This window comes from Sulfurimonas sp. (assembly GCF_041583195.1).
In the GTDB taxonomy this organism is placed as follows: domain Bacteria; phylum Campylobacterota; class Campylobacteria; order Campylobacterales; family Sulfurimonadaceae; genus Sulfurimonas.
This window is the reverse complement of record NZ_JBFHGL010000012.1, coordinates 22,871-35,292: the sequence shown is the minus strand read 5'-3', so window position 1 is coordinate 35,292 and position 12,422 is coordinate 22,871. Positions and strand designations below refer to the sequence as shown.

Annotated in this window: 16 protein-coding genes and 1 riboswitch; of the genes, 8 read left to right on the top strand and 8 right to left on the bottom strand. The window is 33.6% G+C overall.

Annotation, left to right across the window (positions count from 1 at the left end):
* Positions 1 to 4: 4 nt before the first annotated feature.
* Entirely contained in the window at positions 5 to 1,150 is a 1,146-nt protein-coding gene (locus tag ABZA65_RS10620; RefSeq protein WP_373073440.1) for an iron-containing alcohol dehydrogenase, read from the bottom strand.
* Positions 1,151 to 1,224: 74 nt separating this feature from the next.
* Complete coding sequence (locus tag ABZA65_RS10615) at positions 1,225 to 2,382, bottom strand: alcohol dehydrogenase catalytic domain-containing protein (RefSeq protein ID WP_373073438.1); 1,158 nt, start codon at positions 2,380 to 2,382, stop codon at positions 1,225 to 1,227.
* A gap of 174 nt (positions 2,383 to 2,556) precedes the next feature.
* Between ABZA65_RS10615 and ABZA65_RS10610 the strand changes: the two genes are divergently transcribed.
* Genes ABZA65_RS10610 through ABZA65_RS10600 form a run of 3 tightly spaced genes read left to right on the top strand, consistent with a single transcriptional unit; the run spans position 2,557 to position 3,677 of the window.
* Positions 2,557 to 2,937, top strand: coding sequence for a DUF302 domain-containing protein (locus tag ABZA65_RS10610; protein ID WP_373073436.1), 381 nt, complete (start codon positions 2,557 to 2,559; stop codon positions 2,935 to 2,937).
* A gap of 10 nt (positions 2,938 to 2,947) precedes the next feature.
* Positions 2,948 to 3,157, top strand: coding sequence for an SHOCT domain-containing protein (locus ABZA65_RS10605; protein ID WP_373073434.1), 210 nt, complete (start codon positions 2,948 to 2,950; stop codon positions 3,155 to 3,157).
* 16 nt (positions 3,158 to 3,173) lie between these two features.
* Positions 3,174 to 3,677 carry a DUF1104 domain-containing protein gene (locus tag ABZA65_RS10600; RefSeq protein ID WP_373073432.1) on the top strand — a complete coding sequence of 168 codons (504 nt, stop codon included), beginning with the start codon at positions 3,174 to 3,176 and terminating at the stop codon, positions 3,675 to 3,677.
* Positions 3,678 to 3,738: 61 nt separating this feature from the next.
* On the opposite strand, the gene ABZA65_RS10595 is transcribed toward ABZA65_RS10600, so the two are convergent.
* The gene (locus ABZA65_RS10595) at positions 3,739 to 4,482 is read right to left on the bottom strand and encodes an SDR family NAD(P)-dependent oxidoreductase (RefSeq protein ID WP_373073430.1); all 744 of its coding nucleotides are present in this window, start codon (positions 4,480 to 4,482) and stop codon (positions 3,739 to 3,741) included.
* A gap of 99 nt (positions 4,483 to 4,581) precedes the next feature.
* Between ABZA65_RS10595 and ABZA65_RS10590 the strand changes: the two genes are divergently transcribed.
* Positions 4,582 to 5,022: a MarR family winged helix-turn-helix transcriptional regulator gene (locus tag ABZA65_RS10590; protein WP_373073429.1), complete on the top strand. Its 441-nt coding sequence runs from the start codon at positions 4,582 to 4,584 to the stop codon at positions 5,020 to 5,022.
* A gap of 78 nt (positions 5,023 to 5,100) precedes the next feature.
* Here the strand turns inward: ABZA65_RS10590 and ABZA65_RS10585 are convergent, their stop codons facing one another.
* Positions 5,101 to 5,688 (bottom strand): hypothetical protein, encoded by a 588-nt coding sequence (locus ABZA65_RS10585; protein ID WP_373073427.1) that lies wholly within the window; start codon positions 5,686 to 5,688, stop codon positions 5,101 to 5,103.
* Between the two features lie 49 nt (positions 5,689 to 5,737).
* Positions 5,738 to 5,819: riboswitch (cyclic di-GMP riboswitch) on the bottom strand.
* Positions 5,820 to 5,859: 40 nt separating this feature from the next.
* A complete protein-coding gene (locus tag ABZA65_RS10580; protein ID WP_373073425.1) occupies positions 5,860 to 6,207 on the bottom strand; it encodes a cyclophilin-like fold protein in 348 nt (115 codons plus the stop codon).
* A 214-nt stretch (positions 6,208 to 6,421) separates the two neighbouring features.
* On the opposite strand from ABZA65_RS10580, the gene ABZA65_RS10575 reads away from it, so the two are divergent.
* Both ABZA65_RS10575 and ABZA65_RS10570 read left to right on the top strand, forming a co-directional pair.
* Positions 6,422 to 6,916 carry a cupin domain-containing protein gene (locus ABZA65_RS10575; protein WP_373073423.1) on the top strand — a complete coding sequence of 165 codons (495 nt, stop codon included), beginning with the start codon at positions 6,422 to 6,424 and terminating at the stop codon, positions 6,914 to 6,916.
* 42 nt (positions 6,917 to 6,958) lie between these two features.
* Positions 6,959 to 7,858, top strand: a complete 900-nt coding sequence (locus ABZA65_RS10570) for an AraC family transcriptional regulator (protein WP_373073421.1) — start codon at positions 6,959 to 6,961, stop codon at positions 7,856 to 7,858.
* On the opposite strand, the gene ABZA65_RS10565 is transcribed toward ABZA65_RS10570, so the two are convergent.
* Genes ABZA65_RS10565 through ABZA65_RS10555 form a run of 3 tightly spaced genes read right to left on the bottom strand, consistent with a single transcriptional unit; the run spans position 7,836 to position 9,033 of the window.
* Complete coding sequence (locus tag ABZA65_RS10565) at positions 7,836 to 8,021, bottom strand: hypothetical protein (protein ID WP_373073420.1); 186 nt, start codon at positions 8,019 to 8,021, stop codon at positions 7,836 to 7,838. The genes ABZA65_RS10570 and ABZA65_RS10565 overlap by 23 nt on opposite strands.
* Positions 8,022 to 8,068: 47 nt before the next feature.
* Positions 8,069 to 8,392, bottom strand: coding sequence for a hypothetical protein (locus ABZA65_RS10560; RefSeq protein ID WP_373073419.1), 324 nt, complete (start codon positions 8,390 to 8,392; stop codon positions 8,069 to 8,071).
* Positions 8,323 to 9,033, bottom strand: a complete 711-nt coding sequence (locus tag ABZA65_RS10555) for a porin (protein WP_373073418.1) — start codon at positions 9,031 to 9,033, stop codon at positions 8,323 to 8,325. Before ABZA65_RS10555 ends, ABZA65_RS10560 begins: the two co-directional genes overlap by 70 nt.
* 135 nt (positions 9,034 to 9,168) lie before the next feature.
* On the opposite strand from ABZA65_RS10555, the gene ABZA65_RS10550 reads away from it, so the two are divergent.
* Complete coding sequence (locus tag ABZA65_RS10550; protein WP_373073416.1) at positions 9,169 to 10,659, top strand: extracellular solute-binding protein; 1,491 nt, start codon at positions 9,169 to 9,171, stop codon at positions 10,657 to 10,659.
* Between the two features lie 3 nt (positions 10,660 to 10,662).
* Positions 10,663 to 12,417: an HD domain-containing phosphohydrolase gene (locus ABZA65_RS10545; RefSeq protein ID WP_373073414.1), complete on the top strand. Its 1,755-nt coding sequence runs from the start codon at positions 10,663 to 10,665 to the stop codon at positions 12,415 to 12,417.
* Positions 12,418 to 12,422: the final 5 nt, after the last annotated feature.

The following is a 12,422-nucleotide window of genomic DNA, read 5'->3' as shown; positions in this document are numbered from 1 at the left end:
TCTTTTATGCTTTGTGAAGTATATCTTTTATAGTTTGTTCATTATAGTTCTCTTCTAAACCCCAAAGTTTGGAAGTCTGCACTGCATTTTCAGCCATTTTGTCTATATCATCTTTAGAAATTCCTGCTTGATCCAGTGTTACAGGTGAACCTATTTTGGAAAACCATGACTCAAGTTCATTGATACCTTCATCGGCTGTACTAAGACCAAAAATCTCTTTTGCAAAACGTTCAAACTGAGCTGTGTTTTGTTCTTTATACCATTTCATCCATGCAGGGATCACTATAGATAACCCAGCACCGTGAGGTACATTATACAGAGCTGATAGAGTATGTTCTATCATATGGTTTGGAAAGTTACCTCCATGTGTTCCTGATGTAGTAAGACCGTTTAGTGCTTGTGTAGCCGCCCATGCAAAATCACCTCTGGCTTCATAGTCGTTAGGATCTTTTATTAAGATCTCTGTAGTCTCCATTATGGTTTTTATAATAGCTTCTACAAGTCTTGAATTAAATTTAGGGTGCTCAGTAGCTGTAAAATAGACCTCTATAGTATGTGCAATCGCATCAACGGCAGAGTACGCAAGATAATCTTTGCTTACCGTTGCCATAAGTTCAGGATTTATAACCGATAAAACAGGGTTTACCAATACTGTACCGATTGAGAATTTTTGTTGTGTCAGCTCATTTGTAATAACTGCATTTCCGTTCATCTCACTGGCAGTCGCAGCAAGTGTCATAACAGTAAAAACAGGAAGAGCTTCTTTGATTACGGCTTTTTGAATAAAAAAGTCCCATACATCACCATCATACTTAGCTCCCGCAGCTATGGCTTTAACGGAGTCTGCAACTGAACCTCCGCCAACTCCAAGCACGGCTTGAAGCTTGTTGTCTTTTGCGATTTTTATACCATCTCTTACTTTACTTATAAGAGGATTACTAACAATGCCTGAGAGTTCTTCGTACTTTAACCCTGCTTCTTTTAGTGAAGCAATAGTGTCATCATAAAGAGAACTCTTTTTTATGCTTCCCGTACCATACACGAGCAGAACGCTTTCATACCCTGAGTCTTTAATATATTTACCTATATTTTTCTCTTTACCTTTTCCAAACTCTATTTTTGTCGGGTTATAGTATGTAAAGTCATTCATTAAAATATCCTCTAATTTTTTTCATATTTGAATTATAAACTTAATAATCCTAATGTAAGCACAACAGATTTATATTAAATAGTTGCCGTATCTATTACGTATCTGTATCTTGCTTGTTTATTTTCTACTTTTCTCCAGGCTTCAGTGATCTCTTCAGCTTTAATAACTTCTATCTGAGGGTATATTTTATGCTCAGCACAATAGTCAACTACTTCTTGAGTTTCTTTCATACCACCGATTAGTGAAGCGTTAAAGTTAACTCTGCTAGCTGATAGTCCTAGTGCGTTTAGAGTAACTTCAAAACCTACAGGCATACCAACTTGTGTATAAAAACCATATGGTTTTACAACTGATGCATATGCTGCTACATCGTATTGGTAAGGGATTGTACAGATCATATAGTCCATCACTCCTGCATACTCGTAAAGTTTTTTAGTGTCATCTACTACTATAACCTCTTTTGCACCAAAGCTTTTAATGTCATCTACCTTATCTGCAGTTGTAGTAAATGCATAAACTTCAGCACCCAAACTTACTGCAAATTTTACAGCCATATGTCCAAGTCCACCGATACCTGCAACTGCTACTTTGTCACCTTTTTTAAAGTCTGCTCTCATAATAGGTGAGTAAGTAGTGATCCCTGCACATAAAAGGGGAGCTGCTTCTTTAAAATCAAGACTCTCAGGAATATGTACAGCGTAGTGATCTCTTACAACTATCTGTTTAGAGTACCCGCCTTGAGTTATACCGGTTGGTTCTCTTTTGTCAGGGTAACCATAAGTAAAAAGAGTATTTGGTTGGTATTGTTCTTCATTTTCGCATGTAGTACAGCCATCTACCATACAACCAACACCTGCGCGATCTCCAACTTTGAACTTAGTTACGTTTTTACCAACTGCACTTACTACACCAGCGATCTCATGACCAGGAACTTGTGGGTATTGTTGTTTCCCCCAGTGACCTTTTTGTTGGTGAATATCTGAGTGACAGATACTAGCAAACTTGATATCTATTAAAATATCGTCATCTCCTACAGGACGTCTTGTAAAAGTCCAAGGTTTTATAACTCCTGACTCATCAAATGCTGCATATCCCTTTGTTTCTATAGCGTTCATTTTATATCCTTTATCTGTAGCTAAAATATCTACAGGACTCCATAGTATAAGTCCCGCACCGATTGCTGCTGAGGTTTTTATAAAATCTCTTCGAGATTGATCGTTTGATGTTTGCATCTGTCTTCTCCTATTAAAGGTTTTACTTATATTATTGTATAACTTTATGGAAAAATCGTATAGATAGATACTCCATATGAAATGCCTAATTCTCCAAATTTAATATTTCGGTTTTCCGCTACACATTTACTACACGTTTAAATAATAAACTTATTAATATAAAAAGGAGTAGTTATGATTTACACAACACATGTAACAGCAACTCTAGATACTGTAAAAGAAAAATTGAGTGACCATGCTAAAGAACAAGGGTTCGGTGTATTAAAAGAATATAGTTTTAAAACTTTACTCGAAGAAAAAGGATTTCCGATTGAACGTGATATAACTGTTTATGAACTGTGTAATCCTGCAGTAGCCCAAGAGGCACTTTCTACTCATCCAGAGATTTCTGTGTATTTACCTTGTCGTATATCATTATATAAAGATGGTAATGATGTAGTGCTTAGCACGATTGGGCTGGAAGATATTATCAGTAACTTTGAGTTAGAAGATGAGTTAAAAGTAAAGTTGGAAGGAATCTTTGAACGCATTAAAGCTTTGATAGATAGCTTCTAGGAGGTGTATTATGATGAATGATTATTTTGGATATCATGGTTTAGGAATGGGCTTTGGCTGGATTGGATTACTTGTAATTGTTTTTTTCATTATATATATTATGAAAAATGACAATAATAGTTCAGAGCTTTCAGCTAAAGAAAAGCTGGATAAACGATACGCAGATGGCAAGATAGATACCAAAGAGTATCTTGAACGTAAAAAAAATTTAGAAGAATAAATATAAAGGATAAGTTATGAAAACATTAGTAACACTTATGTTAATGGCAGTATTAGCTATGGCGGCAGATTATGGACACATGAGTACAGATGATATGATGCAGATGCAAGGTAATGTTCCTGTAGATCAAAGAGCAGAATTTCGTACAGAGATGCAAAAACGTATGCAAGGTATGACACTAGATGAACGTCAAAGATATCAAGGTATGATGGGTAATGGTATGATGATGAACTATCAGGGGATGATGGGCAATAATGGAATAAATAACAGAGGTCAAGGTATGATGAAACAGATGATGGTTCAAAAATTTAATTTGACACAAGAACAACAAAAAAAACTTGATAAGATCGTTGCAAAGATGCAAAAAAGTCAAAAAGAATATAGACAAAGTATTATAAATATGTTGACACCTGAACAAAAAGACCAATTCATTGAGAGATTCTTACAATACAGACAAGGAATAATGGGTAACGGTATGATGGGCATGATGGGTGGTCAAGGCATGATGGGTAATAGATAAAACTCGTTCAGACATTGACTAAAGTTCTATACAATGAGAAGAACCTCATTGTATAAAGTTTTTATGAAAGGTAAGCCCCACCGCTTACCGAAAGGTATGCACCAGTAACTTGAGCACTTTCATCTTTAACAAGAAAACTAATAGCATTAGCTACGTCTTCAGGCTTTGAGATTGTTTGTGTCGGAGTCATTGAGCGTATAAACTCTTTAAATTCCTCTGGAGCTTCACTTGTTGCATCTGTCAAGACTAAGCCAGGTGCAATTATGTTTGATGTGATCCCGTGTGCACCTAACTCTTGAGCAAGATATTTACTAAAAGTATCTAGTGCGCCTTTAGCAGATCCGTGAGCTATAAAACTTGGAGCTGGACTCTCAGACAAAGTACTAGATATAAACACCAAACGACCAAATTTTTTATTGATCATTGAGTTTGTTGCGTGTTTAGCACATACATAAGCTGCATGCATCTCATCATTTAACTTTTGTGAAAACTCATCCCAAGTTTGGTTTACAAAAGGTTTTTGAGTAAAGTTCATATTTGCGTTTGATACTAAAATATCAACACCGCCATGCTTAGTTTGGATCTCTTCAAACATACTCTCTACTTGTGTGTCTTGTCTAATATCTGCTTGAATTGCATATGCTTCTCCGCCATTTGAGTTGATTTCAGAAGCTAGAGCTTCAGCAACCTCAGTAGAATTTACATAGTTTATGAATACTCTATATCCTTGGTTGCCAAGTTCTTTTGCCGTTGCAGCTCCAATACCTCTTGCTCCACCTGTGATCAATACATTCTTTTTAGACATTTTTATTCCTTGAAATTACTTGTTAAATGCAAGTATATTTGCATACAACTTAAATACTTGTTAAAGACAAGTATTAGTTTATTATGATATTATTTTGACATGGAAAATAAAGAATTTAATATACAAGAATCATTAGGGTTCCACTTTACAAGCATTACCGTATTTATAAAAAGATCAATAGAACAGCTGTTAAAACCGTACAATTTAACTCACCTGCAGTTTAGTATTTTGATGAATATGTATAAAAACAATATTTCAACTCAAAAAGAGATGTTAAAAAACACATACGGAGATGAAGCAAGTATTACAAGGATTTTAGACAGACTTGAAGCAAAAGGTTATATAAAAAGAGTTAGATCTGAAGAGGACAAACGAAAGAAAAAACTTGTCCTAACTGATGAAGGAATAGAGTTGATGACAGAGATCATCAAATATACAGGATATATAAATAATGAGCTTGCTAAAGATCTAAAAAAAGATGAAGAAAAAGAGTTCTTAAGACTGCTTCAAAAAGTACACAACTCACTTGATAAGATTTAATCTGCTTTAATCTCTATTATTCCAGAGATATTTTAATGCTCTCACAACCATCTATACAATTTTCAAGCACTTAGAGTTCTAATTCATTCTGTTGTTGCCTCTTTCAATTAAGTTTATTTTATTATATACAACATCTAGTTGAGCTCTTTTTTCTGATATTTCAGGACCAAGACTGTTTATTTCTTTATCTATTTTTTCTAACCTTAAATTATAGTGCTCTAGAATAGCTTTAGCTTTAGCTTTTGCTTGCATTCCTATTGATATGTTTTTTTTAGCCTTTTCAATTTTTTCAAAAAGCCTTGCTCTTTTATCATTTAAATAGCTTTCTCTGCTAACACTTTTTTTTATAGATGTTTCAAGACTATTTTTTAGATCTATTAACTCAGTCCATTGTTTTTTTAAATTTTTATTCTTATCTATATCTTCTAATTTATCATCAATACCCAATTTATCTTGTCTTAGATCTAAATTTAAAATAAACAATAGCAAGAAAAATAGCACAAGGGAAATGCTAGTAACATTTTGATCCCACTTATCAAAGTTCAATCGTCCACGATCAAAGATTGAAACTAAAATATATAAAAAAGTTAATAAGAATGAAAATACCACATTAGCAACACGATGCAACAAACTCAAGTTATGTCCTTCTGTAATTTTTGAGTTCATCGGCTTAATAAATAATTGTTAGGTGGAGCAAATTAATTTTGAAAGTAAAATATGCAACCTGGCAATCTTTATCTAGTCAAAGACCCATAGCTTTCCGTCCTTGCTTCACAACAAGTTTGGCTAAAGTGTGAAATTTTATATATATAAAGCTTTAAAAGATATAAATATTACTTATTTTTTAAGAACCTTTATCTCTATAATACCTGACATATTTTTTATGTTTTCACAGTTTTCAATACATCTGCCAAGCTCGTACAGTCCGCTTACACTACCAAAATCTTTATAGAACATAACTACATCTCCCCAAGGTGCATAATAAGCTAGAGTTCCATTTTTAGCATTAGCCATTGGTGTGTTTGATGTAGATAATTTTTTTGGAGGATAAAAGATCTTCTCATTATGGCTATAGTTTTCAACTTCAATATTCATAGGCAGCTGAGCCAGAAGATCTTTTGAAGCATTTGAATTATTTAGTTCAAATATAGTAACCTCTCCATTTGACTCAATAGAAATTTTCATAATATCTCCTTTTATGTCGGCAATTAAATTCAATGTAAGTAATATAATAAGTATAAATTTAAACATACCAATATTATAAACTAAATTACAATATATGCATAGAATAAAATTCCATATTTAAATTTTGTAGAATTAGGCAAGTAATATGCATGATCGTTCTATTAGTTTTTTTAATTTTGATTTATAATATTGGTATATGGTTGAAGGAGTGGTTATGAAGTTGTTATCTTTAATAATTTTAGGTCTACTTATTGTAGTAACTCAAACTCAAGCAAAGGAGAATAAGACTATGACACCAATATCAAAAATTGAGGATAGAAAATCTATAGCAGTTAGTGAAACTGAATATAAAAATTATTTTAGCGGCGGTGAAGTAAGACTAGATATGTTGTATCCACAAACAGATGCTAAAACACACGGTGGGGCATATGTTACTTTTGAGCCAAAAGCTAGAACGAATTGGCATGCACATCCGGCAGGACAACATATAATAGTGACTTCGGGGGTAGGATACTTTCAAGTTTGGGGTGAACCTATTCAGGTTATAAAAACTGGTGATGTGATTTGGATCCCAATAGGTGTAAAACACTGGCATGGAGCTTCAAAAGATATTGCTATGACTCATTTGGTAATAACTGGTGCTGATACAGATGGTAAAAATGCAGAGTGGCTAGAGGCAGTGAGTGATGAGCAGTACAATGCTAAATAAAATAATTTAGTATATAATACTTGTTATATCGGAGGTGTTAAAATGGATAGCAATTTATCAAACCTAAGATCCGAGATGATCGATTTTATAAGTTCTAAGTATCCGCTTGAAGGTACTGTTCAAAGTGATATACCTAATTTGGACTTTTTCTTCTCAAAAACACCTACAGAGCTGATCAACATTATGTACGAGCCGTCACTTTGTGTAATTTTACAAGGGCATAAAGCCGTAGGTTTCGGTGATGAGACTCTTAGTTATAATACACAAGAGTATCTTATATCTTCTACACACCTTCCTGCAAAAATGAAAATTTTAGAAGCATCAGAAGCCCATCCGTATATGTCGTTAAGAATAAAATTTTCTCTTGAAGATATATATGATCTTTTAAAAAATACCAAACCTGTGGAAGAGAAGTTAGACAAAAATGCCCAGCAGGGACTTTACTTTGGAGAGATGGATACCCAGTTGTACGAATCTATCCACAGACTTATAATGCTTCTTAAAAGATCACCTGAAGATATAGAATATTTATATCCGCTGCTTACAAAAGAGATCCTATACAACCTTGTTAAAAGCAAGGGCGGAAATTTTTTAAGAAAGTTCTCACAAGTCGGTACTGTGTCAAACAAGATTACAAATGTAATTACACAGATCAAAGATAAGTTTGATGAAAAGTTAAATATAAAAGAGCTGGCATACAGTGTTGATATGAGTGAATCATCTTTGTATCAGCATTTTAAAACGATCACTACGATGTCGCCGTTACAGTTTCAAAAGAATCTCAGACTTGAAGAAGCCAAGCAGCTTTTACTTCTAAAAAATATTGAGATAAGCGAAGCTGCATTTGAAGTGGGGTATGAGTCACCTTCACAGTTTAGTAGAGAGTTTTCAAGAATGTTTGGTTCATCTCCAACAGCATTTAAAAATAGTATCCAAAGTTGATATTCAGACGATGCTCTAGATCGTGACTTGAATTTTCCGCAAAGTTATTAGTACCGCCGTCTGAACTTGTGTATGGTCCTACAAAGTAGTTTCCGTTTGCCAGAGCTAGATCTGCATTGATGTACCAGTTTCCTCTTGCAAGTGCACTACCAATAACCCACATGTAGCTGTCGTTGAAACTGTCTTCATCTTTTACTATGTTGCTGTACTCTATGTATGGAAGTGCATAGTCAAGCCTTCTATATTTGGAGTATCTATTTTATAGTTAATTGAAACAGATGGCAGCCATGCTTTGGCAGCTACACCTTCGCCGTAGTTAAAACCGCCCATTTTAACCAGAAGATCATCAACTGTGTCATTGTTTCCATCAACACTTATTTCGTATCTTGTTAACTGAGTAATAAATGTAAAATTATCATAACGGTTGATCATATGAAGAGATGCGGCAAATCTTGAACCGTCATCTATACCGACATTCTGAGCTTCAAGATCTGAATAAAGTAACGATACACCGTATTCTTGTTTTTTACCCACATTTCACTAACGTACATCAAGCGTGCAGAGAGTTGATCTTTTTCATGGAAATCATCAACAACATCGTAGGCATAACGCGTACTCTCTCCACCTGCACCTATACCGTCAGGCTCACTTTTAGGGTAATATGCAAGAACGTATTTAAAATTATTAAACTCTCCGGTAAGCTTTATACCCAAGTCCATATCATCAGATAATCCGACATAGTGGTGCTGATCAAAAAACCAGCTGTTAGATGTAGCATACGCAGTTGCACCAAAAGGCACTCGGTTTATTCCTACTTGAATTTGTGTAGTAGAATCAAAATCATAACCAACCCACAGAGTATGGATGAAACTGTAGTTTGTACCGTTTTGTGTATTGCCAAAGCCAGGATACCATCTGTATTCAAACTTACCTAAAATATTATCTTTTTTGTAGTCTACATTTATTCTAGCCATGTCCAGATCGAACACACCCTGACTTCCCTTTGAGGCATTTGCGGTATCTGTTTTTGAACTGTCTTGTACATAGTTTGCTCTTAATGCTCCGCCTAAACTAAAGTCCCCTATTTTGATTGACTCATAAGCAGAAGAAGCCTCAAGTAAAGAGCTTGTAATAAGAAAAATAGTACTTAAACGTAAAAAATTTGAATATTTCATTAGTTGTCCTTTACAGATAATCCTAATTTATATTGACTTAAAGTCATGTTAACTATAAAGTAGAAAAGTATATAGCTGCTTTATCTATTTTTTATATATTTAGATGTAATATGAATCAATGTGAAAGGTTTGGTCATGTTTAACTATTTTTTACTATTTAGAGTTTTTACATTGTTTTTATTCGTACTATTTTTAAGTAGTTGCAGCAGTGAAAAAAAAGATAATATAAAGACTTCAAAAAAATATGATGGTCAGTCTATTATTGTGATAGTTCCGACTCTTCATGCAGGTTTAATTCGCGGGCCTATAATTGATGAAGCTGAAAAGTTTGAAAAAAAGACCGGTGCCAGAATAAGAGTTGTTACTCCTAGCTGGGATGAAACAATTCAAAAAACAAAGCAGTCGTTGACAGATCCAAATTTGAATTATGATATTTTTGTTGTTATCTCTATGTGGACTGGTACTTTGCTTCAAAATCAAAATGTAGCTCCAGTGCCGGAATGGGTAAAAGAGAAGATAGAGTGGGAAGATGTACTGCCTATTTATAGAAACTCAGTTTTATCGTATAACAATATAGCTTATGGTATGCCTTATGATGGCGATTGTATAAACTTGTACTATAGAAAAGATATATTTGAAAACCCGTCAATTCAACAGCAGTTTAAAAGTGTCACAGGTAAAGAGTTAAGTGTCCCAAAAACTTGGAGTGAATATAAGCAGGTTGCAAAATTTTTTAACGGTTGGGACTGGGATAACGACGGTAAAATAGAGTATGGTAATGCTTTATTGCGTAAAAAAAGTGATATCGCAATGTTACAGTTCTTTGCAACATCTGCCGCTTATGCAAAGCATCCTCAAGACAAAGCTTACTTTTTTGATCCAGATAGTATGAAACCTAGAATTGATTCACCGGCTTTTGAAGAGGGATTAAAAGATTATATTGAACTAGTAAATTATGCACCTCCAGGAGTTGTAAACTATGCAGGTCACGATGTACGAAACAGTTTTGTAACCGGAGAGGTAGCTATGGCTCTTGACTGGGCAGACTTGGGTATTTACTCAGTTGAGAACGATATATCAATTCTTAACGATTCTCAGGTTGGATATGCTCAGATTCCAGGCTCTGAAAAGGTGTATAATCATAAGTCTAAAATGTGGGAAGATAGATATAACCAAGTTTCATCAATTAGTGGAAGTTGGAGTTTTTTTGTAAACAAAGATACAAAAAATAAAAAATTGGCATTTGATTTTGCAGCATTTATGACTTCTAAGAAAATGACCACAAAATACGTTGCTATCAGCGGTAATGCAGTAAATCCATCCAGATACTCACATTTTAAAGATTACGATTCGTGGACTAAAAGCGGTTTTAGCAAAGAAGCTGCTAAACGTTATTTGAATGAGATTTCGAAATCTTTGACAAACGATAATATTGTTTATGATATTACACTGCCGGGGGCAGGTAGATATTATCAGGCACTTGATGAATCAGTATATGAAGCATTAAAAGGTAATGTGACTCCAAAAGAAGCTCTAAAAAAAGCTTCTAAACGTTGGGATGAGATAACTGATAGCATAGGTAGAAAAGCTCAAATTAGCTACTATAAAGAAAGTTTAAACGAGTAATAAATGAAGCAAAAAAGTATTAAAAAAATTGCATTATACGGATTCGGAACTGTATTTACAACTTTTTTTATTACTGTATTCGTCGCAATTTTTTACCTAAATCATTTTGAAAAACTTGAAGAAAAAAATAATTTTTATGAAGAGTCATATAGCTCTTTAATGGAGTTTAAGTACTATACAGAAAGACTTTTAACTACGTATGATCTTAAAAAAGAAACTCTGCTCTGGATAGAATCAAAAGGAAAATTTGATCGTTATTTTAAGGTGATTCAAAATAATAGTAAAAATCAAAATGCGGACTTTAAAGATTTTTGGCATGTTGTTTCTGAAGAATCAGAAAAAGTGGAACATAAGTTAAATAATGAACTGTTTGATAAAAAAAATACACAAGAGCGTTCACTCCTTAGGCGTTTAGGTGAAGGACTAAATCAAAGTAAAGATAGTGACTATTATATAGCTTTAAGTGACTTAAAGACCTCAATTGATCATATAAAACAATATGCAGTTTTTTTGCTTGAAGAGTTAGAATATATAAAACGTCAACAACAGGGTGTTATTTTTGAACAAACCAAAAATGCGAAAACTACGGCATTTATATTAGTATCAATTTTAACCGTTCTTTCAATACTGACTCTATACTTTGTTGTACATTTAATCTCAAAAACTGAAGATAAGTTAAGAACATCATTAGATGAACTAAAAGTCTCTAATAATGACAAAGAACTTTTAAATAAGAGATTATTAGATAATTATGAGAAAACATTACATGCACTTGTAAATATGATAGAGGAAAGAGACACTTATACTGGCGGACACTCTCAAAGGGTAGCTTCGTATGCCGTAATGATCGCTAAACAAATGGGATATTCTGAATCAGAGTTAGAAATAATACACCAAGCAGGTGTACTGCACGATATAGGTAAAATAAATATACCAGATTCAATCTTACTAAAGCCCGGTAAACTTGATGCAGAAGAGTACCATTTAATTCAAACTCATGCTCAAAACGGTTATGATTTCTTAAAACAGATTCCTATGTATTATGAGTTAGCTGACATAATTTTATACCATCATGAACATTACGATGGCAATGGTTATCCTACGCATAGATCAGAAGAAGATATACCAGTTGAATCATATATATTGTCTGTGGCAGATGCATTTGATGCTATGACAACCAGTAGAATTTATAAACCGCGAAAAAGTGTATCGGAAGCTCTTATTGAGATAAAAGAATGTTCTGGAACACAGTTCCATCCAGATATAGCTGAAGTTGCTCAAAAAGCACTTAAAGATGTATATATTGACGGAAGTATTTCACAAATACCTCAAAGTACCATTGAGATGGAGCGTTTTTCATATTTTTACAAAGATCAGCTTTCCGGAGTATATAATGATCACTACTTAGAGTTCATACTAAATAAAAATTGTTATACAAATGAATATAGATTTGTAAGCGCTTTTTTACTGCATAATTTTTCTCAGTATAACGATAAACATGGATGGCAGATGGGAAATGTATTTCTTGGTAATTTTTCAAAATATCTAAAAGAGTTTTTTGAAGATTCTATCGTTTTTAGAGTCCATGGTGATGACTTTATAGTTTTACATAAAAAATATCATAAAGATATTCAGATCAGTTACAAAAACTTCTCTGAATTAAAAGAGAGTAAAATTGAAATTACTCTAAAAAGCTTAGACTTAAAAGAAAAGGAGATTTGTACTTTTCTTTCTCTTGAGAATGAACTAAAGATTTAGTCATA

What these genes read in the sequence shown, in the direction of transcription:
- ABZA65_RS10610 (WP_373073436.1), top strand. Translation starts at nt 2,557, where the DNA reads ATGATTTACACAACACATGTAACAGCAACTCTAGATACTGTAAAAGAA.
- ABZA65_RS10600 (WP_373073432.1), top strand. Translation starts at nt 3,174, where the DNA reads ATGAAAACATTAGTAACACTTATGTTAATGGCAGTATTAGCTATGGCG.
- ABZA65_RS10545 (WP_373073414.1), top strand. Translation starts at nt 10,663, where the DNA reads ATGAAGCAAAAAAGTATTAAAAAAATTGCATTATACGGATTCGGAACT.
- ABZA65_RS10615 (WP_373073438.1), bottom strand. Translation starts at nt 2,382, where the DNA reads ATGCAAACATCAAACGATCAATCTCGAAGAGATTTTATAAAAACCTCA.
- ABZA65_RS10570 (WP_373073421.1), top strand. Translation starts at nt 6,959, where the DNA reads ATGGATAGCAATTTATCAAACCTAAGATCCGAGATGATCGATTTTATA.
- ABZA65_RS10555 (WP_373073418.1), bottom strand. Translation starts at nt 9,033, where the DNA reads ATGAAATATTCAAATTTTTTACGTTTAAGTACTATTTTTCTTATTACA.
- ABZA65_RS10590 (WP_373073429.1), top strand. Translation starts at nt 4,582, where the DNA reads ATGGAAAATAAAGAATTTAATATACAAGAATCATTAGGGTTCCACTTT.
- ABZA65_RS10575 (WP_373073423.1), top strand. Translation starts at nt 6,422, where the DNA reads ATGAAGTTGTTATCTTTAATAATTTTAGGTCTACTTATTGTAGTAACT.
- ABZA65_RS10550 (WP_373073416.1), top strand. Translation starts at nt 9,169, where the DNA reads ATGTTTAACTATTTTTTACTATTTAGAGTTTTTACATTGTTTTTATTC.
- ABZA65_RS10595 (WP_373073430.1), bottom strand. Translation starts at nt 4,482, where the DNA reads ATGTCTAAAAAGAATGTATTGATCACAGGTGGAGCAAGAGGTATTGGA.
- ABZA65_RS10565 (WP_373073420.1), bottom strand. Translation starts at nt 8,021, where the DNA reads ATGTGGGTTATTGGTAGTGCACTTGCAAGAGGAAACTGGTACATCAAT.
- ABZA65_RS10580 (WP_373073425.1), bottom strand. Translation starts at nt 6,207, where the DNA reads ATGAAAATTTCTATTGAGTCAAATGGAGAGGTTACTATATTTGAACTA.
- ABZA65_RS10585 (WP_373073427.1), bottom strand. Translation starts at nt 5,688, where the DNA reads ATGAACTCAAAAATTACAGAAGGACATAACTTGAGTTTGTTGCATCGT.
- ABZA65_RS10620 (WP_373073440.1), bottom strand. Translation starts at nt 1,150, where the DNA reads ATGAATGACTTTACATACTATAACCCGACAAAAATAGAGTTTGGAAAA.
- ABZA65_RS10605 (WP_373073434.1), top strand. Translation starts at nt 2,948, where the DNA reads ATGATGAATGATTATTTTGGATATCATGGTTTAGGAATGGGCTTTGGC.